Origin of the sequence: Bdellovibrio sp. HCB185ZH, from assembly GCF_047302455.1 — a bacterium.
Taxonomy (GTDB): Bacteria; Bdellovibrionota; Bdellovibrionia; order Bdellovibrionales; family Bdellovibrionaceae; genus Bdellovibrio.
The window spans coordinates 1,525,399-1,551,394 of sequence record NZ_CP178624.1; the positions used below are offsets into that span (position 1 = coordinate 1,525,399).

Below are 25,996 nucleotides of genomic sequence, written 5' to 3' on the forward strand. Positions count from 1 at the left end.
TGAAATTGGATTTTTAAAGCCGGGGTTGTTGACGACATATTAGGTCAACAGCCCCGCACTAGTTTTTGGGGGCCAGCTTTTAGCTGGCTTTGCTTAGTTTGGAACGGATGTAGAGGCGCAGTGGCGTTAGTTCTTTTTCTGCTATGCCTACGAAATGGCCATGGATTTTCCAGGCGTTTTCGATGGGGTTTAGGTCTTCGCAGGAATCGATACGGATGGCGACGGGATCGATACCGATTTCGTTAAAGATGGTGCTTTTGATTCTTAGGATTTTTCCAATGGGCATCGGCACTGACGAGTGCAGGGTAAATCCTAATTCCGAAACACCGACGATTTCATTTTTGATTTCCCACTCGGCCTTGATTGATACGGCGGCCTCACTGAAGGCAGCACCTTGATTTGCATCTGCAGAAACGATGGTGCGCACTTTTGCTAGCAACATGTCGGGATCAATGGGTTTGATGATGTAGTCGTTTACGCCAGCTTCCAAACCTTTTTCCACGTCGCTTTTTTCACGCTTACCTGTTAGCAGGATGATGGGCAACTTAACCAATTGAGGTTGTTTGCGAATCGTGCGTGTCAAAGCATAACCATCGCTGCCACCCGGCATGATAGCATCGGTAATAACCAAGTCGAATTTTTCTTGTGTCAGATGATGAACGGCATCGATAGCATTCGTGGCTTGTACGACAGAGTGTCCGTCGGAGCTAAGTAATGCTTCAAGAGTCATCAGAATACTTTTTTGATCATCTACGATAAGTATATTGGCCATAATTACCTTCCTTAGGCAGCCCCTTTGTCGCCGATGTAATTTTTAAGATCCTGCAAACTGCGAACATATTCCGTTTCAATTTGCGCGACCCACTTGTTAATGTGCTCCGGATTTGTCTCTGCTTCAAGCTTTTGGCACAGTTCTGCCAAGGTTTTTGCTCCCAGAGTGGCAGCCGTCGACTTCAAAGCATGGGCTGCTTCGCTGAAGTCAGGTGTTCTCATTGCCAGGATCAATTCTGGAGCAGATTTTTCAAACTCTTCAACTAACGCCGCGACGAGATCGTTATCTTTCGTTGCGTATTTCTGCAGTTTTTGAAGAGCGGCCATGTCAATCACTGCGGCCTCCCCGACTTTAACGTATTTCTGCAAAGTTTCCACCAAGCGTGGAAGCTCAATGGGCTTCGATAAATAGTCATCCATTCCGGCATTCATGTACGGGGCTTTGTCAGCGATAGTTCCCTCTGCTGTCAGAGCGACAATAGGAATATGGCGTCCCGTATTCCGGGTGCGCTCTTCCTCGCGAATGCGTTTTGTGGCATCAAATCCGTTTAATACCGGCATTTGACAGTCCATAAAGATCAAATCGTATTTTCCAGAGCGCGCCATCTCGACCGCTACCCGACCGTTGGGTGCAATGTCCACTTGCAGTCCCATCTTTTGTAAATAACTTTGAGCCACGCGCTGATTGACCACTTGGTCTTCCGCCACCAGGATGTGACCACTGAAAAGTGCCGTAAAATTGTTGTCAGTCGTAGCCTTTGGAACTTCATCAGCACTACACACTGGAAGCTGCAACGTGAACCAGAATGTGGAACCCAGACCGAACGTACTTTCCACGCCCATTTGGCCCCCCATCAGATCCACAAGCTGCTTACAAATAGAAAGACCCAAGCCCGTACCACCGAATTTTTTCCCGGCCGTGGCCTGGAAGTATTTTTGGAAAAGGGCTTTGCGTTCATCTTCACGCAACCCCAATCCCGTATCGCGAATCTGGAATTTTAAAAGCGATGGACCCGTAGCGGAATCCAGCACCGAGACATCCAACCCGACCGTGCCCTGGCTGGTGAACTTCACTGCATTTCCCATCAGGTTCACCAGGATCTGACGAATACGTCCCTGGTCTCCTCGGAAATACATATGTGCACGTTGGGAGATATTAAATTCCATCTCAAGATTTTTCTCGTTCACAGTCGGACGGAACATCTCGACCACATCACGAGTCAGGAAACTTAAATCAAACGGCTGTGGATCCAAACTGATCTTGCCCGCCTCGATTTTTGAATAATCCAAAATATCATTAATAAGCATCAATAAAGATTCCGCAGAACGTTTGATGGTTCCCACGTATTCTTTTTGCTCTGGTTGCAGTGGAGTATCCGCAAGAAGCGTACTCATCCCGATCACACCATTCATCGGCGTGCGGATCTCGTGGCTCATGGCTGCGAGGAAGTCTGATTTCTTGAGAGAGGCTTCTACTGCCAGCTCGCGGGCTTTCGCATATTCCAGCTCAACCTGTTTTCTGCGACTGATATCGCGGAAGACCACCAGAGCTCCTGAAATACCGCCATCGATATCTTTGATCGAGCGACTGCTTAACAGAATAAATGTGCCCTCGGGATGAGTGGCATTTTGTACGAAGAGCTCAAGCTCATCGACCTCCACGCCATAAAGCGCTCGATGAAATGGCAGCTCTTTGGCGGAAAGGAGTTTTTGATTTTCGTCGTGGAAACCCAACTCACGGGCACCGGTTTCAGTTCCGACTTCTTTGACTTTGGTTCCGACGATCCTTTGTGCAGCAGCGTTGTACTGGGTAAAGTGACCTTGGCTGTTCACCACGATCATGCCCTCACTCATACTCCCCAGGATGGTATCTAGCAGCAGTGAGCGCGTTTGCAGGCTAGTCGCGATCTCACGCTGTTCACGCAGATCGTTGTACTGCCAGTAGCGGCTTAGCATAATGACCAAACCAAACATTCCCATGATCGCAAACAGCAATTCACTTCTTAAAAAGTTGTATTCGCCAATCTGCACGAAGTCCTGTTGGGCTTTGCGATGGGATTGCAACATCTCTAAAACTTTTTGCTGATTAAAGTCTTCGGTGTTGGAAGGCTTTCGGGCCGTGTGGTTTTGTTTGATTTCCATCGTCGCAGTTTCAAACTGTTTGTGCAGATTCTGATTCAGCTGATAGACCTGCATTTGCAGTTCATAGCGACCATTCACGGATTTATAAAGCTTCGTTAATTCCTCATTGATTTTATTTACTTGAAGATTAAAGGCTGAAAGTTTTTCGGGAGTACTGTCCTGGAAATATTCTTTCTTGGCCCGATCTACATCATTTAAAATTCCGGCTATGTTCTGCAAAGAATTCACCGACTCCGTTGGCAGCAAAGCTTTCTGCAACGAATGGTGTTCTTGAAACATAGAATAACCCACCACTACCAGCACCAGCAGGCAGAGCTCCACCCCAAAACGGGAGACGAGGGTTTTAAATAAAGACACAGATTTCATGTATTTCTAATCGGTGTATCAATCCGGGAAGTGAAGTGTCTCAAGGGTGATCTAGACCCCAAGCTAAGTGTTTGGATTCTCATAACTGGAACACTTGTTTAAAAGATTAACGGTTTTATTGAGACGACGTCTTGTGGGTCTAGTTAATGCGACCTATCCTAGACTTACTACTAATGAGGAACGTATATGGAAAACAATAGACACTTTCGCCGCTGCCACCACTGCGACACTGTTCACGGTAAACATGACCAAGGATTGTTCGTCTGCTCGGAATGTGGACACGAGCTGGCTCCGCTCTATTACAGCCAGCTGATTACTATCATCCAGGAAGAAGCCGTTTATTTCTCTGATGTCCTTAAAGGCAGTACCGTTATGCAGGAACGGCCTTTGATCGGGCTGACTGTGGATTGGGATGCAAATCTTGAAGCCACTCACATGGCCAAGGACGTTTAGCTCTTTCGCCTTGCTGTTAAACAAATTTAGAACTTCACTCATTGTACTATAATGAGGGCGTAGCAACATTTCAGGAGGTCATCATGGCTACTCCCAATGCGAACCCCTCATTTTCTGGTCTTCACCCAGGTGAAGCGACAAACAATCACACCGACGAAAACGAAATTCTGGTCGATAAAGATCAAACTTCCAAAGTGGAAGTTAAAGATCTTAAAAAAGCCATGAAAAACACCGACCGTACTTTCGATACACTGGAAGATCTTCCCTCCGATTTTATGCGCGGAGAAATTGATGTGCTCGAACAGATGAATCTCGCAGCGGATGCTCTGGATTCTTCGTTGCGCGGAATCCCCGATCGCAGCTCTGAAGACAGCCCGCGTGGAGAACTGGGTTCTTCGTTTAAGAATACACCCGGCGGCATCGAAGAAGTCGAAGCGAAAACGGACGAGTACTTGGCCTCCCACGGCTTAAAGAAAAAAACTCGCCGATCGCATTGATGCGTTCGCGGATGGGCGTTCGATAGGCTTCAAGTTCCTTTTGTTCAACTTTATATCTTTCATTCGCTGAAAGCCTGACTCAGTTTGCACCCTCATGGATTTTGCCTTTTACATGATGATCCGACTACCGCCACGGTGGCGGTAATGGTTATTTTTCATTGTGAAGAATTGGCCTCTACAATTTTTCTTGTCTGCTCGCGTTTGATCCCTACTATCTTCTCCTTCTCCTTCTCCTTCTCCTTCTCCTTCCTTCCTTCCTTCCTTCCTTCCTTCCTTCCTTCCTTCCTTCCTTCCACTTCTCGTCGCTCTACCACCGCCACGATGGCGGTAACAATTGCTACTTTTCAAGGTTGCGGATATTCACATCTTGTTCCTATTCCCCATGCCTTCTCTTCTCTTCCCTTCTTATCTTCTTCTCTTCTTCTCTTCTTCTCTTCCCCTCTTCCCCTCTTCCCCTCTTCATTTCTTTTCTCTTCCCCTCTTCTTTTCTTCTTCTCTAACTAATCCCAAATCCCAAATCAGACTTTTCACTCTCGTCATTCATTTAATCCTTTAAATTTTCCAATGATTAAAAATACAAAATATTAAGAAAAAATATTTGACGTAAAATCTTGCGCTCATGAATTAGCGACAACGAACGATCGCCCTAATTTTTGAAATAAAAAGGAAATTTGAAAATGAAGCACCTGTAGAGCCTATAAAGCTATTACAAAAAGAATTCGCGGAGTGTTAGCCCGTGCGTGAAGAAGTCACTTCGAAAACATGTGTTATTTTGCTTTCAACTTGAGGAGAATCGTATGAATCTGAAAACGTTAAATAAACTGGAGCTGGATCAGAGAATTAAAACTCTGGCGCAAAAGGAGCGTGAGCTGTTGCATGAGATCTTGCTAACAATTCAGGAGATTGACAGTCGTCGTACTTTTCTGGAACTGGGTTTCCCCAGTCTGTTTGATTATCTGGTCAATGGCGTGGGTTACTCTGAAGGTAGTGCCCAAAGAAGAATCGACGCAGCACGCTTGATGCGTGAAATTCCTCACGTGGCTGACAAAATTCAAACTGGTGAAATTAAATTGAATCAAATTTCACTAATTCAAAAAGCATCACGCGTCATTTCAAAATCCCAAGACAGAACAGTAACCGCGAAAGAGAAGTCACAGCTTCTTGAAACTCTTTGCACAAAAATCACTTTCAATCGCAGCAGCAAATTGCGGCATTCTTTGACTTACCAGTTCTGCAGACTTCTTCTCATTCTGTCCAAGCGGATGAGAGTGTTCGAATTGAATTAACATTATCGAAAGGAACACACGCAAAGATAAAAAAGGCGCAGGCACTCTTATCGCACGCGGTACCAAATCAAGAAATTGGACAGTTCTTGGAATATTTGGCTGACAAAATTATCAAACAGAAATCCACAAAAACAAGTGGCAGCACCGCCACCGTGGCGGTGGATGATACCAAACCATGTTGCCAGTACGTTGATCATAAGACAGGACGCCGCTGCCACAGCACCTGGAAACTTCAACTTGATCACAAACAGAGCCGCTGGGCTGGTGGCAGTGACGATATTCAGAACCTTCAATGGTTATGTGCGGGTCACAATAAACTGAAATACCGTCAAGAAACGGGCCTTCGTTATATTTCCTGATTACACGTTGCCCCAGGGGAATCCCCCTCCCCGGGGCGCTTTTAATTGCTCTCACACCTAGAGCGCAGGTGGAGACGCAAAGCCGCATTTTATTTCCACACTTCTCCCCTTGACCCCGGGTGTAAGGATTTTTAGTATCGGTGCATAAATTCAGGAGAAACTATGAAGCAAAAACCAGCATTTATGAACTTTGCTGTGGATCACATGACGATGTTGTTCCATCCAAATCTTTACAAACTTTCTTACGTTGTTTTCCGCAACATCTTCGGCACAACTCCTGACGACCTTTTGTATGAAAAAAAACGCAAAGGTAAAGACGGCGCTAAAGACGTTTCTATGACTTACGCAACTCGCGTGGGTGCCTGGGAACCTAAAGCTGGTGATCCGTTGAACACGATCTTTGCATTGGTTCAACCTTCTGAGCCGAAAGATCAACCATCTCACGTTCGTCAAATGTTGGATGGCCATGAAAACACGGCCCACCTTCAGCACGTGGCTTTGCGCACTCCGGATTTGATCGCTTTCCACAAACACATGGTAGAGCGTGGGGTTCAGTTCGTGACTCCGATCTTGAAAGACGATCACGAAAACTTGATCCAAGTATTCTCTGGTGAGTGGTACTTGCCAGGGGCGAAACCATCAGGTTTCTTCTTTGAGTTCTTGCAGCGTGATCCATCTGACGACGAATTGGCAACAATCCAAAAAGCCAACAAACAAAGCTGGTTCCGCGACGAAACGTTCTTGGGTCTTTACGACGAAAAAGAACGTGAGTACCAATCTGGCAACGTGCTTTCTTTCCTTCCTAAAGATGTTATGGAAGCGCTTTTGAAATATCTTGAAGGCAAAGAAGTATACGAGATCACAGAAGCTGACCTGGAAGCCTGCGATAAAATCATGATCGACATGGCGGCTAAAGCTCAAGGTAAGTAATTTTAAAATTTAAAATTAGATTTTAGAAGAATCCCGCTCACAAGGCGGGATTTTTTTTACGTATCTTGAAAGAAAGCACGATAACAAGAAATAGCTCGAACCCATTTCTTCACAAAGTTTGCTCCGAAACCTAATTTAAACTCGACAGTCTTTGCAAAACTTCATTTGCCGCTTCTTCGTCTTTAGCTTGCGTGAAGAACTGTACACTTTGTTCGTAGGCTTCTTTTGCGACATTTTTATCAGTGGATTTAAAAAGATCGCCTTTCAAACGGAAAAAACAGCCGCGCTCAATAAGATCAAACTCACCCATTTTCAAATTCTCATACAGAGCGAACATCTCAAGGGCTTTGCGTTGGTACCCTAAAAGGATGTGACAGTAAGTCTGCTCATAAAGATTTACCGCGAGTGACTGCTTATCGGTTTGCGCAATCAATGCATATTCCTGATTGAAAACATTGGCCGCCATCGGCAAATTGCCAGCAGATCTGTGAACATAACCAATTTGGTGCAAGGCTTTGTGATCATGTGTTCGATCAAAGATCTCCTGCCAGATCTCAAGAGCGTCAGAAAACTCTTTCATCTCCACCAGCGCAAAAGCGCGGGCCCAGTTGATGGAATCCTTTTCCTCTTGAGAATGAGCTGACTGCAATAGCAGCATGGCCATCTTATTCGCCTCTTCAGGCGATGCCACCAGCATTTCATAAATATCTTCAGTCATCTTCATGACCAAATCATTGTACCCACAAAGAACCGGGTCAAGGAATAGATGGGAACAACGCCTTACGTCCCGGAGCGAACCGTACCTAAAAGCCCGACGGACACGATCCTTGTTTGCAGATACGGAGTTTCCCTGAGAAATTCACCTGACTGGCATTTGTGTTCCGCCCCAGATTTTTGCCCGATAGTTCCTTGAACTTAAACTCAAACACGCAAAAACGCGGAACTTGTGAAGCCGAAGAATTCAATGACAAAGCTCTTTGCAAGAAGTTTACAGAACCTGGGCGAGATCCAGGTGAGTTCCCAAAGATCGTGTAGCTGACACTGTCGTCGTTCTCAACTACTCCCTTGGAGGGTCCCTGTTCATTTTTCTTGCGGGGTCCCGACTGATTTCCACGGTAGCGGTAATCGCACTGATAGGAAAAACCGACTGTATCGAGCGCCTGATTGTAGTTCGAACCTGCCAAAGAAACGTCGACGAAGTACTTTCCTTCCGTCAAATCCGTAGTGGTGGTTCCTTGTCTTTGCAAAACTTCCTGGGGTCCCAAGTAACAAAAACGTACCGAGTACTCGGCCCCCAGGTTTTCACTTCCTAAAGAAATATCTAAACGTGCCAGTTTGTTGGCAAAGGAGTCTTGGGCGGAAAACAGACTCATCCAATCGTTGGATCCAATCACCACGGCATAATCTTCGTCTTTATTCCAAGCGATGATCTGATCTCCGTAATTGGTTTTAGCACGACAAACACAAGCACCTTTTTTGGGATCGCTATCCAGCGGGGAACAAACTTCCCCGGTTGATAAATTCAAACATTCCTGTTCAACCTGCAAAGTCGGATGACGAAGGCTGGCGTTACAAAGGTAAAGCTCCTCGGCCGTGGTATTGTCGACCGCGGTTTGGATTGCAACATCAGCCCGTGCAGCAACGCTTCCCAGAATGAAAATCCAAAGCAGCAGAGCTTGTTTCATCTCCTAGCCTCCACACTGCAGTTTGATAAATTCCGATTTCTGCATAGGATAGCTATCAAATACCGGAGAAGTTTTCTGCATACGCACGTCCTGGATTTTCACTTCATCGTCTCCGATGTCTGGCTTTCCGACGGTGAATTCCAAAATCAGTCGCTGATGAAATTTACGTTTTGCGAACTTTGTGCATTTATCATTATCACAAATAAACTCGTAATAAGGCGGCCACACCGTTGAAGCGATGATCTCTTCAAGACCTTTAAGAGTCTCTGACAGATCCACGCTCTGATTGTTTTGATTCAAAACTCGAGTGCCATTAATTCCCGGAATAGCTCCCAAAGTTGATAGCGTCGATAAAGCTGGCAGAGTATCGATTCCCACAGTAGCGCCCTCAACGTCGTACATTTTCAAGAGCAATTGTCTTAGACCATTTAAGAAAATCGCATAGTCATCTGTCGGATCCTGGAATGTCGCAACCATGCGATAACGCCCGCCAACCTCGACAACTCTATCGGGAACACGGTATTGAATGCCTTTGACGAATCCCTGCCAGTTCGGTGGTACAAGCCCACCATCCCACCACTCTTCGATCAGCTTAGGAGGACGTCCATTAGAGAGTTTAAATAATTCCACCTGCCCCACAAAAGGTTGAGTGAAATTCGAGGAACTGGAACAGTCTCCGCCCTGGCATTTTTCATTCACCATATTGGATACAAAGAACGAAAGTCCAATTTCTGTTTTATTCTCAAAATCAGTGTGGATTTTAAGGTCTCCCCAATCCGCATTGATATTATAGCTCGTCGTAAATCTTGGAACGCTGGTGCCGTAATTTTCAGACAGTTTTAAAAGTTTAGAATTGGGAGTGATGCTGATATGCATGGCACGGCTGCCGATGTTATCGACATCTTCACTGTAACCTGAATCATCTCCAGTCGTCAGGATGTTGATATTGGCATAAATATCCTGAGCCTGAACGCCGATGGAACGTAAATATTCGGGATCTGCACATTTGTCTTTAAGGATCGGCTGAACCGCAAAGTGACTTTGCGCGCGAATTTTCAAGAAACACATATCACCGTGAAGGATAACAGCGCCGTCGGAGGTTCTTTCGATTTTACAGTAGTCCTGTTCTTCTTTGGCGATGATTTGGGCTCCGCCCACATCTACGACACGCAAATCAAAACAGCTTCTGATAAATTTGTACTGGCGACTGAAATTAGCTTTTGTACGCTCCGGTGTGTAAGCGGCAAAAGATTTTGAATTATTGATGGAACAGTTCGGGGGCTGATACGTATCAAACATATAGGTGTCTTTAACGTCTGTGGAGTCACTCCACTGTGTGGCTCCCATGGAAAGCATTAAGTAGCGGCCCGCATCCTGTTCGCATTTATAAACGCGGGAAGCCGTAATCAGACGATTTCCATTATAATCCCCCCAAGACTGAGTCTCGGGGGAAATATTTAGTTCGATTCTTTCGTCGTTATCAACCACACAAGCTGCTGAAACCAAAGATGCGTTTGCGGTTAATAACGAACCAAGAAGAAGAGACCAGAGCCTGCCGCCTCTAAGAACGGAATGTGCATTCAAATTAACTTTAGACATAATGTCTCTCCTTCTCGACACTCTGAAATTATCAGAGCATTTAAATCATTGAACTAGTGCTTATGACCGCCGCCGCAGTTTGTGCACTCGCCCATAGATGCCATTTCCACTTTCGTGTGAGTGCAAATATTTGCGCCGTGTTTTTGCCATTTTCTGTGTTTCGCTTTGTTTTTATCCAAACCATTTGTTTCGGAGTATACGTAGCGGATTTTGCAGAATTTAGCTGCTGCGTGGTTACCAAGATCTTCATACTTGTTGTCGATCAACTGTGTGAATGAACCTTTTGCTGGTACCCAATTAGATTTGTCAGAGTAATTGAATTTCCCTTGACCCAAGTAGTCCAAGAAAGAGTTGTTGAATTGAGCCACTTGCGCACCGTCGATAGCTGTATCGTATTCGTTGCAGTTGCCATGTTCACAAGTCTTATTTTGGTTAGTACAGATCACGTAAGCTTTCATTTCAAGATCGGCCAATTTGCTGTAACCTTGACCACCTGGTACAAAGCCGAAGTCAGTGACTGCAGTTTCAGCCAAAATATTCCATGCTGTGTTGATTGTGCCGTAGTCAATTTGTGAACCACGGTAGCAGATATCTACGAAGTATTTCGCAGTGTACAGTTCGCTGCCTAGGTTGAATGCCAAAGTTTGCAATACGTTTTTGTATGGCGTTACTTCGTCATTGAATAGTTTAGCAAATTGACCGCCTTGACCAGAGATCACGTCTTTGTGCGGATCGTTGTTCTCGCCCCATGGAGTGTAAGTCGCATGAAGGTAGTTACCATTTTTACGACCGTACTCTGTTGTACATTCGCAGGCATTTTTTCTTGGTGGTTGATGACTTGGCGGTTGGTGATGATCGCCGCTGAACAAATCCAATGCCGCTGAATGCGGATGTGGGTTGCCTGGATGTCCGTCGTCATCACCTGGCAGGTTTGGACCGGGTTTGCCATTGTTGTTGCCTTGGCAGTCTACACCCACGCAATCAGGGCTACAGACTTCATGAGTATCCGCAGTATAACAAATCGCTTTGTCACCTTTATATGGATTCTCAGTCAATAGACCCGCATTACACGGATAAATGCTTGGACCAGAGCTGTTCACTCTGAATGTATAAGTAACTTGCACGGCGTTCGCTTGCATCGCCATGAAGGTCACGGCTGCTGTAGCCAAACCTCTTACAAAACGCTTCATGTTGTTCTCCTTTTCCCGTTTAAGGGAGTTGTTGTAATAAACTGAAATACTCAGTTTAAATTAAAAAATATTTCTGTTTTCAGTTGCTGTTGAATTCCCGGTGTTCGCGGCGCCACTTCAAACGCTGCGGTTTGCCCCAACCCATCAGGACATAAAATGAAATTCAAAGATGCCGGCTGATGAACCTCATCCAATCGCACCGCCAATAAAGCGGAATCTGCGCGATCTCCACAGAAGTTGCGGAGTTCATTTAAAAACGGCTCCCCGCCCACCGGAGTGTAGTAATTGAACACGCTGTTTAAATCCAAAAGGACATAGTCGTCTTCAGCCAGAAATTTCACCAAGGGGGAAAGTTCTGTAAGTTGAGACTTCACTGTGTATAGATGCGATAGTTCGGTAAAAAGTTGGCGCAACAACGGTGACGAAGTTCCAGCACAATTACGGCAATAGGATTCGCGCCGCTGGCACAGGATCGGGTTGTTACAGATCTGGGTGCAGTGATTTGCCGAAGCTTCGTCACAAGTGACTTTCGTCGTCTTTACATATTGACCCGTGATAGTCTGAATGAATTCAGACTCAATTTTTATTGCCCACGCATTCAATGAACTCACAACCAATAAAAGTCCCAATACGATAGCTTTCATCAGTGCCCCCAGAAATTCTGCCCAATGGCATCACGACACTCTTTGGTACGGCCATACAGCCCGCCAAAACGGTCAAAGGTAGAAAACTTTTTGCCGTCATCTGTGCAATTGAACTTCATTTGAACTTCGCCATCACAAAGAGCCGATTTAATGGAGATGGTTTTGGTGATGGAAGAACTTGTCGGACCCGAGTTTGCTGTATTCGCCTCAATCACTTTTTTGCCGGTGTACTTCTCAAAGGCATCCACCGCCTTTGCCATACAGATATTTTGGTAACAGCCGACACCTGCACCCAACTGCTCCACACAGTGCTCAGGGATATATCCGCCGTATTTTTGATAAGTCTCTGCAACTTTTTGCAGATTCACATCAGAAGACATCGGAATGTTCACTTTGTCTTTTTTAGCATCCACAAAGCGCTGGATAGAGCGGAAGAAATAAATACCCAACTTGATGGGATTGATCGGCAAAGCATTTGCCGTCGCCATCGCAGCGCCCGAAGTCACCCCGACGAAGTTGATTGAGCACCCACCACAATAAGAGCGCGACTTCGGTTCTTTGTTATCCACGGTAGCGTTCTCGCCACCAATCGCTGTCCCATCTGAACGAGATTTGCAATAATTCAAAGTGATTCCATTGAAAGCATAAAAGTTAAAGGCTTTAGCACTATTCGGTGCGATAGAAACCGCGCAAGGTGCACCGACCAAAGGACCAAAATCTGCCAACATGGAATACTGCATTTTGGATTTTTGAATCGCAGGATCAAATTTGACGGTTCCATTCTCAATCAACTGCTGAAGGCTCGTCACCTTAGGAGCTGTGAAATCCACATCAATATAAAGGGGCAAAGCGTTCCAACCGAACAACACCGTGCTAGTTAAATCTGCAAACAGACGTTTGTTCGCACGACGTGTTTGGAACCAAGGATCATAGATTTTGCAGGCTTTAAGATCTGCATAAGGGTTAAAGATATCTGGAGATGCGACGGTCGAAGACACCGGTAAAAATGCGTCTGCGTATTTTGAAACCGCGTAAAGATCCACCATGGCTTTAGTCAGTTTGCGTGCACAGTCCATTCCTGTCTGACAGATCACGTTCGAAGCATTCAAGGGTTTGGTTTTATCCCATACCAATAAAGGAGCTCCGAAAGACATCGGTTGAAATTCTGTTGTCAGGGTGTCTTTATCACGTGGAATATTTAGAATTTCTTTGGCCCAACGGGAAAATCCCGCTTTATTCACCGTATAACCATCCACATTCCAGATATTTTGCTTTTCCAGAGTGTCACAAAAACTGATCATACCGACGGCCGCCGAATCAAAGTATTGAGACATCTGATCCAATGACTTGGCAGAACCCTCGAAAGCCCTTTGCATCACGGACAATTGCTTAACGCGATCAATCCCGGTGCGCATGAAATCCAGGCGCTTATCTCCCGCCAAGCGAGCCTCGGTACACATATAATAGAGCTCATCACGATGAGCGGCTGTGTAGGTACCTGCAAAGGCCATGGGCATGACGAATTGATTCAATTCCTCCGCCGTCATCGCTCCTGAAATAACATTTAGGGTTTGGATAGCGCTTTGCAGGCGATTTTTCATCGAGCCACGATTTTGCACGTAATTTTTGCGGAAATTTTCAACCCAGTCCGAAGCCTCCTGATAACCACGAGTTCCCAGGAAGTCATCATTCACAGAGCGGGCTCCATTATTAATGGTTCCCTTTTCAGGACCATCTGGATTTTCTTTAAAAGAATCTGCAGGATTTTGCCCTGGCTTTGCGAGTTCACGAATTGAATTCAATGACAGAGTTTCGGCATCACAAGAAGGCTTTTCGATACTCTTACATCCATTGGGCACCAACATGATGGATTCTTCTAGAGCGATAGACTTAAACAGCTCCCCCATATGAGGGCTGACCTGTGCTGGCAGATTGGAATATCTCCATGCGAAGGACAGATAGATTTTTAAACTGTTCCAAAAATCAAAACCATAGGAATTAAAATCGCCCGCGCCATCAAGTTTAAGATTCAACTGAATCATGGCATTGCGGGAATCAAGAGTGGCATCCCGGTCTTCGCAAACCGTCATGTTTTTATCCGATTTTAAATAGGATTGGGCCATATCCTGCAAAGAAGCTGCATCCAACTCGGTGGTGTGCAGATTCCCCTGAAGCCCCGAGAATTTTTTAATATAATAGCAACCGATCCTGTCGGCTTTCTTTGCTTTCAAAAACTGACTGCCACTAAAGTTATCAATTTGGGTCCAAGGAACACCTGCTCCCTCGGAATTATCCCAAATTTTTGCAAGATAAGTGTTCAGCTCTGGACAATAGGTTTTCTTTTCGCACTTTGCAGCCAGTGCATTGTACTTAGTAAGCTTGGAAGTTTTTAAATTTAACGGGAGCATTGGTAAAGCACCGGTAAAAAGTTTGTTTGCAATGGTTTTCGTCAACAAAGAAACGGCAATGCGGAAATCCTGCATGCCTGCCGTACTCATTTGGGTAACATCAGCTCCGACATTTTTAGCTAGGGAGTATGAAAGTTTCCCGGCGTTATATCCATCGACCACGATAAAGGCCGTATCTGTTGGTAACTCGGAATCCACCGCGCATTGTGCTCTGTTCGCGATTCTTAAATTATTCAATTGAAGATTCGGCACCGATGTCGTCGCAGCCGCCGCTTGCGCCTGAACACCGTGGGTGCTCAGGACAGACATCAATACAACCAATGCACGAATAGATCCGATGATACGCATAAAAGCTCCTAATTAACCACGCCGCCCATGCCGCACGCGCTGACCTTGTTCAACATTGTCGTATAGAACAAAATCACTGTCTGATCTGCCGGAGAGAAGTTTCTCTTCACAGAACCATCCGAGTTCACCATGTTGTAAAGGTAGGTATTCACAAATCGGTACACCGCCGGTGTGACCAATAGGTTCGAATGACATTTGAAGTTTCTGTAGGTCACGGTCACGCTGGCATACGCATCGTTATTGCCATTGTTATTGTTTCCGCCGATATAGATCGTATCGCCGTTGCCGTTGTTATTGTTGTTGCCGTATCCCACCTGAAACTGAACAGTCCAACCAGAACCCTGATTGTCTTGGCCTACGACCTTGCACAGATTTCCAGAACAAGCGATGGCCATCTCATTTTCAATTTTCTTCTGAATATCCGCTTCGCTGTATCCTGGTCTTGCAGGAGCGTCGAACTCACCGGATCCTTCATCAAACTCATTGGCCTGAGAGGCGTAGCTAAGAAATAGCGATGCCAACACGATTAGTACGCGTTTAACGTTCATATTCAATTCTCCAAAATGGTGCGCACCCCTAAGACGTGAGTATCAACGTGCTAGGCCCTCTTAGGGATGCAGTTATGTGTTGGAATAAATTCGTATCCCTGAGCTAATTGAATTGGATATAAATATTTTTGTAATGAACACTCGCCGAACACGCTGTGATTGCTCCCTGAGGTCATACATGAGAACAGAATTTGAGGCTTTTCATTCGAGAAAATCGATGTAAACAAAAATGTATGTTAAGGAAAATTCGCACAGATTAAGTATTAGAAATGAATTTACGCAACGAGTGAATTACTGAATTGTTAGTCAGTGGCTTCATCGGATTCGAATTTCAAATCCAGAAAATCCAAAAACGATGCGCGTTCTTCACGAGGAAAAGGCGGACTCACACGATAAAGGATGCGTTGTTGTCGGCGGACGACGTAGTTTGAAGGACGATCAATGCGAAAGCGGCGTGGGTTCGGCAATACAGCCGCAATTAAACTCGCCTGAGTTGCGGAAATATTTTTTGCACTTCTTTTAAAGTATTTTTGTGAAGCGGCTTCCACACCATAAACGCCAGGACCCATCTCGATCACGTTCAGATAAACTTCCATGATGCGCTCTTTGGGCCACGTGAACTCGATCAAGACTGTAAAGTAAGCTTCCAATCCTTTACGGAACCAATCGCGTGTCGGCCACAGGAAAACATTCTTGGCAGTTTGCTGTGAAATCGTACTCGCACCACGACTGCGCTTATGGGTCTTGTTATACTTGATGGCTTTTTCGATCGCATCGAAATCAAAACCATTGTGATCAAAGAAGCGATAGTCTTCGGCTTTCAATACGGCTTTTTGCATAGCCGGTGAAATTTGCTCCAAAGGAACCCAGTCATGATTAATGCCAACAAATTTATCGGAAAAAATGGATTGAGCGGAACGGATCACCATCAGCGGTGTCACATAAACAGGAACAAAACGGTATAAGAGAACAAAACCAATACTGGTTACAGCGAAAAGCAGAACAGCTTTAAAAAGAACTTTTCTAAGTTTAATCAGGACTGCTTTCAAAACGTTCACTCTTTAAAGTTCAAGGTCCCCTTGTGCGAGGACCTTGAGTTGTTAAATACTAAAGTGGTGGCGGTTCAACTACACCCACTGCATCGCCTGCAGCTGGTGCCGGAGCAGAAGGAGCCTGAGCTGACATATCAGCAGAATCAGACTTTTTCTTTTTCGCCTTCTTAGCGTGTTTGCCACCTTTTTTCTTTTTAGAAACTTGTGAGTGGCTTGTTTTAGCTTTTTTGCCGCTTTTCTTTTTCGCTTCAGCAGCGAATGGCATTGAAAGTGTTAAAACCATTAAAGCAGCAGCTAAAACTGTAAATACATTCTTCCCTAATTTCATTCTTCCTCCAGAGCCCATTGTGGGGTAACAATTGTTAATGTTAGCACTGAAAAAAGACTGTCGCCAAGTCCAATAGCGTTTAGGTGACAGGTTTCGTTTTGCCAAGTCTATTGTCTGATTTTGGAAAAAAAGGGATGCTGCAAAACCGAGGTAAGAAATGAATCAATCTCGACTCTTTAGCCCGCTTAAATTTCGTTCAATCGAACTTAAAAATCGCATCGCAGTTTCGCCGATGTGCATGTACTCCGCCGTAAACGGTGTGCCCAACGACTGGCATATGGTTCACCTGGGCGCCCGGGCCGTCGGCGGAGCGGGTCTGGTTATCGTGGAGGCAACGGGAGTCCGTCCCGATGGACGTATCTCTCCCGGCTGTCTGGGGCTTTGGAATCAAGAACAGCTTGAAAAGTTCAAACCCATTGTTCAGTTTATGAAAAGCCAAGGCACTGTGGCGGGAATACAACTGGCCCATGCGGGCCGAAAATCTTCCACTGATATTGCCTGGAAAGGCGGCAAACCCCTGACTCCGGAACAAGGTGCGTGGACTACTGTTGGTCCCAGCCCCCTGCCGTTCACGGAGGGCTGGCATACTCCCCATGCCTTGACCGTCCCAGAAATTGGGCAATTGGTTCAGGACTTTGTTCATTCGGCAAAGCTTGCGATGCAGGCGGGATTTCAATTGATCGAACTTCACATGGCCCATGGTTATTTGATGCATGAATTTTTATCTCCCCTTTCCAATCATCGCAGCGATGAATACGGAGGAAGTTTGGAAAATCGCATGCGTTTTCCTTTGGAAGTCGCAGCAGCGGTTCGTAAGATTTGGCCCGCAGAGCTTCCTTTGTTCGTTAGAATTTCCGCGACAGACTGGGTGGAAAACGGCTGGGATCTTGAACAAAGTATCTCCTTTGCAAAAGAACTTAAAAAAATAGGCGTGGATCTGATCGATTGCTCAACCGGTGGAAGTGTCCCGAAAGCCAAGATCCCTGTGGGCCCGGGTTACCAGGTTCCGTTTGCTGAAGGAGTTCGTAAAGGAGCCAACATCGCCACGGGAGCCGTCGGAATGATTACAGATCCTCACAATGCCGAAGAAATTCTGCAATCCGGAAAGGCTGACTTGATTTTAATGGCCCGGGAGATGCTCCGTGACCCTTATTGGCCGTTACACGCTGCCAAAAAGCTAGGCGTCGATGTGACATGGCCCGTGCAATACGGTAGGGTGAACGCATGACCAAATCATCACACCACTCCCATGCCATGTTAGTTCGCCAAGCTCTTTGGGCTTTGCAAAAAGAAGTTTTGAATTCCTTGAAAGAGCAATTCGATAGCGAAGTGGGTTATGAAGCGCAACCCAATGAATGGTTCAATGTTCTGTTAACGGCGGAACGTTATAAATGGTTGCGTGAGCTGACATCCTTGATGGCTGACATCGATATCATGACAGAGCTTGAGATGATTTCTGAAGAACACGGTGAAACGGCACGTGCGGAAATTGAACGCCTGTTGTTTGAAGAAAATCCAGAACCCGACAGTTTCACAAAACAGTACCGAAATCTTTTGTTGTCTGGCGTAAGTTTGATGCCATTGCATTCACAATTGAAAGCATCTTTGCAGAATCTGCCAAAATCAGAAAAAGCCAAAGAGCATCACCACACTCAAAGAAAATCCTGGCATGAAGAACATCGCGCTCAGGCTCGCAAGAAGCGCAACTAGTTCCCCGTTTTTCGGGGTTTCCTAACCTCTTTCTGTGACAGCTAAAAGACAAGTGCCCTCGTACCTCAGATCAAGTTAACCTGAAGTTCAAGGGCCTAGGATGGGCCTTTATTTTTTGCCCCATTCGGACATCTGATTTTTTTCAGCATCGGTTTTTTAAAATCCAATTCGAAACAATTTTCTACAACTCGCGCACCAGAACAGATTCCCGTTGTCGACAGCACCTGAACTTTCTTACGCTCGGGTTTTCCGATGAAAGAAAAAGAAACATTGGGAGCTTTTGGTTCCAGTTGAAGCTCTTTGCCTTTTACCGCATCGAACAGCAAGAAGCCTCGACCGCAGTCTTCTTGCTGATTCTGAAGCGCGTATCTGTTGTCTAACCACGAAAGCTCTCCGCGGCTGGTGGTGGCTGTCGACCATTTTGATCCCGGCGCGAGGGATCTCACTTCTCCGAGCAGCTGCACGAACTTATCATCGGGTGACCACTTTAATAATTTAAAGGCCCGTTCAAAATAGGGAATGCCCGCGACGGTGTCCTGGAATTGCAAAGTTGAGACATGACCGTTACGTTTGAAGACGTACGAATATAAAACATGAAACTCATTGCCACCGGTGATTTTCTTTTCCGCTTTAACGACGACTTCCACAGCTCCCGTGGGAGATTTAAAGGTTTTTTCAACAGGGACATCGCTCCAGCTTTCACAACGGACGGAGCGCAGGAAATCGTAGAAATGCTGCGGTGGCACTCCGGTTTTTTTGATCTCCGCGCGTTTCGCTTTGTCTGGTTTTGGATAGTAATCAAAAGTGACAATCAACATGTGCCCGTTACAAAACCCACGAGCCTTCCAGGTAAAGTTTGAACTATTGTTGTCAAAATTAGGATGAGCATCGGGAAGAGCCTGCAAGAACACGTCGAAAACCAAATGCCCCTGAAGACGTTCCAGGTGAAAGATTTCGTAGTCATATTTTTTGCGATCATCCAGATACTCTTTGGTCGTTACAGTTGAAACCGAACCACCATAAACGATTTCCACATAGCCCGAGGGATTTGCTTTCGCATTCAGATTTACGATGGGGCTGCCATCTTTTTCGGTCTCAGTGCATTCAACGCAGTTCAGATCACCATAGAGGTCTTCAGAATATTCAAACGAAAATCCCAGGCCGCTATTATAATTTCTAATTTTTTTGACACGAGCATCCCCGTCCCCAGAAAAACAATTCACACCGAATGAAATAGTCAAAACAACCAACGAAAACCGCAGAAGAAAACTCATTAAACTACTTTATGTTTTTACCCAGAATCTGACAATTTCAAAAATACTTTTCTGATCCGATCTCCTTGTCTATTTTCGAATCACTCGACTCCAAATGAACATATGTCTGAGGTCACTCCCCTCTGCGACCGCGAAACGGCGAGACGATAAGTTCCGGGGTATAGGTCAGCCAATGTTACATTACAACTGTCAACACACTCACATCCACTCTTCGGCTTCACGGGAGGGTACCGGTCACCTCAGCATCTCCGCCTCGAGTACCTCAGGCACCCCGCCCGCACGTCCACACTAATCGTTATCAATGAAAAATTGGTGGGAATGCTGATGGGCTTTGCGGAAAAATCTCCTTACGACAAGGTATCCGACACTCAGCCTCCTCGGGGTATCGGTCATACAGTCTCCGAATGACCGATACCCCAATACCCCAAATCCGAATCTCGAAATGACCCTGACTCGCTTCATGATATTGGCCACCTGACTCTCTAAGGACTTTTGCTTCTCCCAATGGCAACCCTTTGGGGCACCGGCCAACCCACCCTCTGAAAGATAAGTCATATGAAGCAACAAACACTTCCTCCTCTTCAAACTCACTGGAAGCATCGTCATTGTCATGGCGGCACGCTTCGAAATTCATCCAAAGGGCGCGGTGCTCGGCCGCTTTCGAGCAGGGATGCAATACATCTGGTTTTCAAAGTGAATAAACCCGCTGTAAAAAAAGGGCTTCGTCATCCCCGCAATTTCACTCTCCTTACACGGGTGTTGCGGAAATATGCGTTCAAATTTTATGTGAAGGTTGAGCAGTTTTCAGTACAGCATGACCATATTCATTTACTTGTTCGCGGTGGACATAGATCGCAGATGCAAAGCTTTTTAAGAGTGTTGGCCGGGCAATTTGCGCAGAGGTTGACCGATACCTTCGCTAGCAAGAACGAGGGGCCCAAGGTTTGGAAGTATCGGCCGTTTAGCCGCGTGGTGAAAAGGTTCAAACCGTATCAAATCGTGCGGGACTATATTCAGCTGAATGAGTGCGAGGCCAACGGCCGACCTTATTCGAAAACTCGTTTGCGGGGACTTAGTCAGGAGCAACTGGTTGAGTTATGGGCGTAGTCTAGAAGTGTGTTTGATTTCCAGCGAGGTCGTTGGATTTCAGAACGTAAATCGCGCCCAGTGCGATGAAAGTGTGCGGTTTTCCTCGCGCGATGGACCGAAAAGAGAAGCCATGACGCGGCCGTGGACCGCGCGGCGAATTTCAAACGAAGGCATTAATGTTTTTTGCCCATGTATTTTGGATTTAATAAATTCTCGGTGGAGAAGATTTCATCCAACTGAGCTTGCGTGACCACTCCGCGCTCCAACGCTACTTCAGCTACGTTTTTGCCGGTTTGTGCGCAGATCTTTCCGATCAGGTCGCCCTCGGCGTGACCGATGATAGGATCCAAGTAAGTGACGATACCGATCGAGTTCATCACGTTTTCGCGGCAACGGTCTGCATTCGCCGTGATGCCGTCGACACATTTGTTTTTCAAAGTATAACAAGCCTGGGTCAGCAACTGGATAGATTCAAACATACTCGAAGCGATCACCGGCTCCATCACATTTAATTGCAACTGCCCCGCCTCTGCCGCCAAGGTCACCGTCAAATCGTTGCCGATCACCTTGAACGCCACCTGGTTCACAACTTCAGGAATCACGGGGTTCACTTTAGCTGGCATGATCGAAGAACCCGCTTGCAACTCGGGCAAATTGATTTCTTTCAAACCCGCACGCGGACCCGAGCTTAGCAAACGCAAGTCATTGCAGATTTTTGAAAGCTTCACAGCTGTACGTTTCAAGGCCGCAGAAATAATAACGTATGCACCGCAGTCGCTGGTCGCTTCAATCAAGTCTTCGGAAATAACGAACGGATAACCTGTGACTTCTGCCAACTTTTTGACTGCTAACGCAGAATAACCTTCAGGAGCATTGACACCCGTACCGATCGCAGTGGCACCCAAGTTCACTTCCAAAATTAATTTCTGCACGGTTTTCAAAAGACGGCTGTCTTCCTTTAACAAAGTCGCAAATGCATTGAACTCTTGCCCCAAGGACATCGGAACCGCGTCTTGCAGCTGCGTACGACCCATTTTCAACACTTTGGAAAACTCGCGACCTTTTTTATCAAACGCCTCTGCCAAAATATCGACGGCCTTCACAGCCACACTGATGTGTTCATACAAAGCCACGCGGAATGCCGTCGGATAAGCGTCATTCGTCGATTGGCATTTGTTCACGTGATCATTCGGGTGAATGGTTTTGTAATCACCCTTAGGCAAGCCACGAAGTTCCAGCGCCACGTTGGCGATCACTTCATTGGCATTCATGTTCACAGAAGTACCGGCTCCCCCTTGGAAAACATCCGAAGGAAATTGCGGGCCCCATTTCACCGGGTCTTTCAAAATAACATCACAGGCTTCAACAATTGTTTTTGCAACGTCCTTAGGGATCGTGCCAAGCTCTCCGTTCGCCATGGCTGTGGCTTTTTTTACCAAAGCCAAAGCTCGTACGAAAAGTTCATCCTGACCGATTTTCAATCCAGAGATTTCAAAATTTTCAATCGCGCGCAAAGTATGAATGCCATAATAAGCATTCGCAGGAACTTGCTTGTCGCCCAAAAGATCATGTTCAATTCTGTACTGACTCATTTTTAAATCCCCTGTTCACAACGGCGTCTTCAAACTGGAAAGTTTCGCCACGTTTCATCACCGGAAAAACTGAAAGTGGAAGTTTTGCTTTCTGCAAAGACTCTCGCAATTTTTCCGGAGGTTCTGTCATCAACTCGTCACTGAGTTTAAAAGTACCCCAGTGCACTGGCAGCGAAACCTTGGCGTGCAAATCCTGATGAATTTGCACCGCCTCATCGGTATCGACGTGCTGTTGCTTCATGAACCAGCGAGGAGAATAGGCACCAATTGGAATAAGAGCAACATCCACTGCACCTAGGCGCTGATAGATGTCCTGAAAATCTTTAGAATAGCCCGTATCCCCTGTATAGAGGACCTGACGCGACGGTCCCGAGATCATCCACCCACCCCAGAGGGTCTCATTGCGATCAAAAAGCGAGCGTGCCGACCAGTGCTGCGCCGGAGTGAAGGTCACCTTCAATTTTCCGATCAGGACATTCTCCCACCAATCCATTTCCTGAACATTGCGGATGCCTTCGCTTTCCAACAGGGCTTTATCTCCCAATGGGACCAAGAAGCGCGTGCGACCTTCGTTCAATTCGAAAATCGCTCTGAGGGAGTTCAAATCCAAGTGATCATAGTGCCCGTGCGAAACAACCACGACATCAATTGGGGGGAGTTGATTCACGGCCAAAGGTTGATTGCCATAGCGTTTGGGACCAGCAAAACTCACCGGCGAAACCCTCTCTGAGAACACGGGGTCTGTCAGAACATTCATGCCGTCCATCTGGATCAGCACAGAAGAATGTCCGAGCCATGTGAGTGACAAGCGACGAGGATTTTTCAAAGTGTCGAGATTGACCGGTACCTCCGGGGCGCCGGCGGGATCTTCTTTGGGGAAGTCCGTGGTCCATCGCTGCCAATACCATTTCATCACGCTGGGCTTGGGCGAGTTGTCGTAGTTATTTAAAAATCCAGTCTTCCCGTGATGAGGAAGATTTGGATCGTAGTACTTAAAAGTTCCTGCGCAGCCCACAAGAAACCCCAGGTTAAGAAGCCATAAAAACGTTCTGATTCTCATGCCATTAAGATAGCACTTTACACGCAGCTTCATCGAGGGGAATTATTGCCATGACCCGGGCCTAAGGGCTACGACAGATGTTTAACAAAATGACTTCCGTAAAACCTGGAGAGTAACTCTGTGATTGCTGAATATTGGAAGCAAAGATCGACCCACCAAAAAGTCCTTATTCTTTTCATCCTCACCCTCTTTTTCAGGGCCTTTTTCAGTTTGAGCATTGGTCTGATTGATGATGAGGCTTACCACTGGTCTTGGGCTAAAGATTTGCAGCTTTCCTATTTCGATCATCCGGGCATGATCGCGTGGCTGGAAGCGATTACGACTTCTTTGTTTGGTGATAATCAATTGGGCGTAAGATTACCTGGCTTCCTGTGCTTTACTGCGACCATCGTTCTTTTGTACAAACTCACTCGGGATTTGTTCGATGACTGGGCGGCGATCTTTGTCGGCTTCGTGATGTTGTGGTCTCCCTTCTGGGGCTTTGGTGGCTATGTCGCATCACCGGAGCCTCCGTTTGCTTTAGCATTCGTTGCTGCTGCTTATGTATTCTGGCAGGGCGTGCGCGAGGACGCTCAACGTTGGTCGACGAAAAAAACGTGGTTATGGTTGGGGGTGATCATGGGCTTGGGATTGAATTCCAAATTCATCATCGCACTGATCGCACCAGGATTCGGTTTGTATTTACTGATGACACCAAATCGTCGCAAAGACTTGCTTTCTCCATGGCCATGGGTGGGATTCTTGATCGCAACGATCTTGTGTACACCAATTTTCTGGTGGAATCATCTGCATGACTGGCCGGGTTTCCGCTATCAATTCCATGATCGTCATAGTGGTGAAACTTTCAAACCAAGTCGCTGGGGCGGTTGGTTTGCAGCACAGCTTTTGTTCTGCACGCCATTCTTGTATGTCCTGATCGCAATGGCCTTTATTAATTCCATCATCAAACGTGCAGAAGCTCGCTGGAGATTCCTATTCTGTTTGACGGTGCCATCGATCGCCGTTTTTTATCCGCAACCATTCTTTGCTGATTATAAACCGCATTGGCCGGGAGCCGCTTACACATTGCTTTTGATGGGAGCAGGTTTCATCTGGTCTCAAGGTTTGAGATGGGGTCAGAAACAGATCATTAAATCTCGCAGCAAAGTTTTTACATACGGCATCTTGGCTTTCTTTGTTCCGCTGGCACTGATTGCGTACACTCCTTTTGCTTACCCTTGGGTGCCGAAGGCATTTAAATTCTTTGCACCTAAAGCTGAGTGGCAAACGACTTACGATTTCTCGAATGAGTTCACAGGTTGGGAAGACTTAGGCCGTTTTATCAACCGCCGTCAGCGCGAGATTCACGCAGAATCGGGGCACCGTCCATTCCTGGCAGCACTTCGTTATGAAACGACAGCTCAAACAACTTGGGGATCGAAAGAAAAAATCTACATGTTGAATTCCACGGTCAGCAATTACACTGTGATGCAACCTGTGGAAGAAATGAAAAACATGGAAGGCCAGGACGCGATCGTCGTGACGACAGAAAAGTACGATCGTGACCCACTGGAGTACGCGAAGTTCGACAGCTGCAATCGCGATAAGCTCATGACCTTCCGCCATGGGGTTCACGCGCGCACATTCTATGTTTATTTGTGCAAAAACTTCCAGGGCATTATCTACGGGCCCGGAGAACTTCCGCCTTCAGCACGCCGCTAAAGCGTGCTTAGCGAATGATTGTTTGAACGGGAACCGTGAGATTCTTAAGCTCGATCCCGTTCAAATGAACTGGCAGCTCGCCTTTGAATCGGCGATCGATGACTTTGATCAAGTAAAAACCTTTAGGAATATTTCCAGAGAGTTGAAAAGAGCCGTCGGAGGCTGCGCGCCCTCGAGCATAGATCGTGGCATCGCGGTCGATCAGATGGACCACTATTCCATTCATGTATTTTTGATTCACGCCACGGACTTTCAGCATGCCGTTCAATACAACCTGCTCGGTAATGCCATTGACGCCAGAAGAACGCACCAATTTGTCGTCTCCACCTTGTTGGGAAACTTCGAAAGTATCGGTCGCAAGATCCTTAGGCTTCTGCTCTTCTTCATGAGCACAGGATCCCAGGATCACGGCAACTGTTAAGCTAAGAATAAAGTAAACACTGTTCTTCATAGGTCCATCTTATGGTACGGACACACTTTTGGTAGCAATAGCGCGTCACGGTTAGTTATTTAACGGGCGTTGCTTGAATCGTGATCTCTTGTTCATAGCGATTCACATAGACGCGAGTGGCACCTTTGAATTTCTTGGAAGTGATTTCCACAACGTAGTGACCGTTAAAGAAAATACCCGACAAGACAAACGCACCTTTGATATCTGACGTCGCATTGGCAATCGTCACACCATCATCATCCAGCAATCTTACGGAAATAAATTTAACCGGAGTGGCTGCGACTCCCTCGCCTTGAAGGATCACGCCACGGATACGAGTCACTTTGTTTTTTGTACCCGTGACCGGTACCCCGCCAAGCTGAGAATCCTCGCGGGCGTTATAGTTTTGTCCATTCAAAACCTCGAGCGGATTTTTCATTTCCTGCTTTTCCTGGTTCGAAGCACAAGCGCCCAACAACAACGACAATCCCAGCAAAAAGTAAATTTTCAGTTTCATATTCCCTCCACCTGATA

General features: G+C 46.3%; 26 protein-coding genes. 10 read left to right on the forward strand and 16 right to left on the reverse strand.

What is annotated here, in order from left to right:
• Positions 1-79 precede the first annotated feature (79 nt).
• Together ACLSU7_RS07425 and ACLSU7_RS07430 are read right to left on the reverse strand one after the other, a co-directional pair.
• Complete coding sequence (locus ACLSU7_RS07425) at positions 80-772, reverse strand: response regulator (protein ID WP_413294923.1); 693 nt, start codon at positions 770-772, stop codon at positions 80-82.
• A gap of 11 nt (positions 773-783) precedes the next feature.
• Positions 784-3,192: a response regulator gene (locus tag ACLSU7_RS07430; protein ID WP_413294924.1), complete on the reverse strand. Its 2,409-nt coding sequence runs from the start codon at positions 3,190-3,192 to the stop codon at positions 784-786.
• Between the two features lie 273 nt (positions 3,193-3,465).
• On the opposite strand from ACLSU7_RS07430, the gene ACLSU7_RS07435 reads away from it, so the two are divergent.
• The 6 genes from ACLSU7_RS07435 to ACLSU7_RS07460 all read left to right on the forward strand — a co-directional run bounded on the left by ACLSU7_RS07435 (position 3,466) and on the right by ACLSU7_RS07460 (position 6,804).
• On the forward strand, positions 3,466-3,732 hold the full coding sequence (locus ACLSU7_RS07435; protein WP_413294925.1) for a hypothetical protein: 267 nt from the start codon (positions 3,466-3,468) through the stop codon (positions 3,730-3,732).
• A gap of 83 nt (positions 3,733-3,815) precedes the next feature.
• Positions 3,816-4,229 carry a hypothetical protein gene (locus ACLSU7_RS07440; RefSeq protein ID WP_413294926.1) on the forward strand — a complete coding sequence of 138 codons (414 nt, stop codon included), beginning with the start codon at positions 3,816-3,818 and terminating at the stop codon, positions 4,227-4,229.
• A 144-nt stretch (positions 4,230-4,373) separates the two neighbouring features.
• Positions 4,374-4,733 carry a hypothetical protein gene (locus ACLSU7_RS07445; RefSeq protein ID WP_413294927.1) on the forward strand — a complete coding sequence of 120 codons (360 nt, stop codon included), beginning with the start codon at positions 4,374-4,376 and terminating at the stop codon, positions 4,731-4,733.
• Between the two features lie 293 nt (positions 4,734-5,026).
• Positions 5,027-5,515, forward strand: a complete 489-nt coding sequence (locus ACLSU7_RS07450; RefSeq protein ID WP_413294928.1) for a DUF222 domain-containing protein — start codon at positions 5,027-5,029, stop codon at positions 5,513-5,515.
• Positions 5,516-5,610: 95 nt separating this feature from the next.
• Positions 5,611-5,874 (forward strand): HNH endonuclease, encoded by a 264-nt coding sequence (locus tag ACLSU7_RS07455; RefSeq protein ID WP_413294929.1) that lies wholly within the window; start codon positions 5,611-5,613, stop codon positions 5,872-5,874.
• A gap of 162 nt (positions 5,875-6,036) precedes the next feature.
• Positions 6,037-6,804: a hypothetical protein gene (locus ACLSU7_RS07460; RefSeq protein ID WP_413294930.1), complete on the forward strand. Its 768-nt coding sequence runs from the start codon at positions 6,037-6,039 to the stop codon at positions 6,802-6,804.
• Positions 6,805-6,934: 130 nt separating this feature from the next.
• Here the strand turns inward: ACLSU7_RS07460 and ACLSU7_RS07465 are convergent, their stop codons facing one another.
• The 9 genes from ACLSU7_RS07465 to ACLSU7_RS07505 form a co-directional block, all read right to left on the reverse strand.
• Complete coding sequence (locus ACLSU7_RS07465) at positions 6,935-7,528, reverse strand: hypothetical protein (RefSeq protein ID WP_413294931.1); 594 nt, start codon at positions 7,526-7,528, stop codon at positions 6,935-6,937.
• A 79-nt stretch (positions 7,529-7,607) separates the two neighbouring features.
• Positions 7,608-8,489, reverse strand: coding sequence for a hypothetical protein (locus ACLSU7_RS07470; protein WP_413294932.1), 882 nt, complete (start codon positions 8,487-8,489; stop codon positions 7,608-7,610).
• Between the two features lie 3 nt (positions 8,490-8,492).
• Positions 8,493-10,088, reverse strand: coding sequence for a hypothetical protein (locus tag ACLSU7_RS07475; protein ID WP_413294933.1), 1,596 nt, complete (start codon positions 10,086-10,088; stop codon positions 8,493-8,495).
• A 53-nt stretch (positions 10,089-10,141) separates the two neighbouring features.
• A complete protein-coding gene (locus ACLSU7_RS07480) occupies positions 10,142-11,278 on the reverse strand; it encodes a hypothetical protein (RefSeq protein ID WP_413294934.1) in 1,137 nt (378 codons plus the stop codon).
• A gap of 50 nt (positions 11,279-11,328) precedes the next feature.
• Entirely contained in the window at positions 11,329-11,922 is a 594-nt protein-coding gene (locus ACLSU7_RS07485; RefSeq protein ID WP_413294935.1) for a hypothetical protein, read from the reverse strand.
• A complete protein-coding gene (locus ACLSU7_RS07490) occupies positions 11,922-14,678 on the reverse strand; it encodes a hypothetical protein (RefSeq protein WP_413294936.1) in 2,757 nt (918 codons plus the stop codon). The genes ACLSU7_RS07485 and ACLSU7_RS07490 overlap by 1 nt, the downstream gene beginning before the upstream one ends.
• 8 nt (positions 14,679-14,686) lie before the next feature.
• Positions 14,687-15,226: a protease gene (locus tag ACLSU7_RS07495; protein ID WP_413294937.1), complete on the reverse strand. Its 540-nt coding sequence runs from the start codon at positions 15,224-15,226 to the stop codon at positions 14,687-14,689.
• A 302-nt stretch (positions 15,227-15,528) separates the two neighbouring features.
• Positions 15,529-16,284, reverse strand: coding sequence for a monofunctional biosynthetic peptidoglycan transglycosylase (gene mtgA / locus ACLSU7_RS07500; protein ID WP_413294938.1), 756 nt, complete (start codon positions 16,282-16,284; stop codon positions 15,529-15,531).
• Positions 16,285-16,333: 49 nt separating this feature from the next.
• Positions 16,334-16,606 (reverse strand): hypothetical protein, encoded by a 273-nt coding sequence (locus tag ACLSU7_RS07505; RefSeq protein ID WP_413294939.1) that lies wholly within the window; start codon positions 16,604-16,606, stop codon positions 16,334-16,336.
• A gap of 157 nt (positions 16,607-16,763) precedes the next feature.
• Between ACLSU7_RS07505 and ACLSU7_RS07510 the strand changes: the two genes are divergently transcribed.
• Complete coding sequence (locus ACLSU7_RS07510; protein ID WP_413294940.1) at positions 16,764-17,834, forward strand: NADH:flavin oxidoreductase/NADH oxidase; 1,071 nt, start codon at positions 16,764-16,766, stop codon at positions 17,832-17,834.
• Positions 17,831-18,316, forward strand: a complete 486-nt coding sequence (locus ACLSU7_RS07515) for a hypothetical protein (protein ID WP_413294941.1) — start codon at positions 17,831-17,833, stop codon at positions 18,314-18,316. Before ACLSU7_RS07510 ends, ACLSU7_RS07515 begins: the two co-directional genes overlap by 4 nt.
• A 95-nt stretch (positions 18,317-18,411) precedes the next feature.
• On the opposite strand, the gene ACLSU7_RS07520 is transcribed toward ACLSU7_RS07515, so the two are convergent.
• Positions 18,412-19,590: a hypothetical protein gene (locus ACLSU7_RS07520; protein WP_413294942.1), complete on the reverse strand. Its 1,179-nt coding sequence runs from the start codon at positions 19,588-19,590 to the stop codon at positions 18,412-18,414.
• A gap of 555 nt (positions 19,591-20,145) precedes the next feature.
• On the opposite strand from ACLSU7_RS07520, the gene ACLSU7_RS07525 reads away from it, so the two are divergent.
• Positions 20,146-20,697 carry a transposase gene (locus tag ACLSU7_RS07525; RefSeq protein ID WP_413294943.1) on the forward strand — a complete coding sequence of 184 codons (552 nt, stop codon included), beginning with the start codon at positions 20,146-20,148 and terminating at the stop codon, positions 20,695-20,697.
• Between the two features lie 155 nt (positions 20,698-20,852).
• Here ACLSU7_RS07525 and aspA read toward each other — a convergent pair whose 3' ends face one another.
• Complete coding sequence (aspA, locus tag ACLSU7_RS07530; RefSeq protein ID WP_413294944.1) at positions 20,853-22,271, reverse strand: aspartate ammonia-lyase; 1,419 nt, start codon at positions 22,269-22,271, stop codon at positions 20,853-20,855.
• Positions 22,252-23,331, reverse strand: a complete 1,080-nt coding sequence (locus ACLSU7_RS07535; protein ID WP_413294945.1) for an MBL fold metallo-hydrolase — start codon at positions 23,329-23,331, stop codon at positions 22,252-22,254. The genes aspA and ACLSU7_RS07535 overlap by 20 nt, the downstream gene beginning before the upstream one ends.
• A 210-nt stretch (positions 23,332-23,541) precedes the next feature.
• Between ACLSU7_RS07535 and ACLSU7_RS07540 the strand changes: the two genes are divergently transcribed.
• Positions 23,542-25,032 carry an ArnT family glycosyltransferase gene (locus ACLSU7_RS07540; protein ID WP_413294946.1) on the forward strand — a complete coding sequence of 497 codons (1,491 nt, stop codon included), beginning with the start codon at positions 23,542-23,544 and terminating at the stop codon, positions 25,030-25,032.
• A gap of 7 nt (positions 25,033-25,039) precedes the next feature.
• Here ACLSU7_RS07540 and ACLSU7_RS07545 read toward each other — a convergent pair whose 3' ends face one another.
• Together ACLSU7_RS07545 and ACLSU7_RS07550 are read right to left on the reverse strand one after the other, a co-directional pair.
• Positions 25,040-25,483, reverse strand: coding sequence for a hypothetical protein (locus ACLSU7_RS07545; protein WP_413294947.1), 444 nt, complete (start codon positions 25,481-25,483; stop codon positions 25,040-25,042).
• Between the two features lie 55 nt (positions 25,484-25,538).
• Positions 25,539-25,979: a carboxypeptidase-like regulatory domain-containing protein gene (locus tag ACLSU7_RS07550; protein ID WP_413294948.1), complete on the reverse strand. Its 441-nt coding sequence runs from the start codon at positions 25,977-25,979 to the stop codon at positions 25,539-25,541.
• Positions 25,980-25,996: the final 17 nt, after the last annotated feature.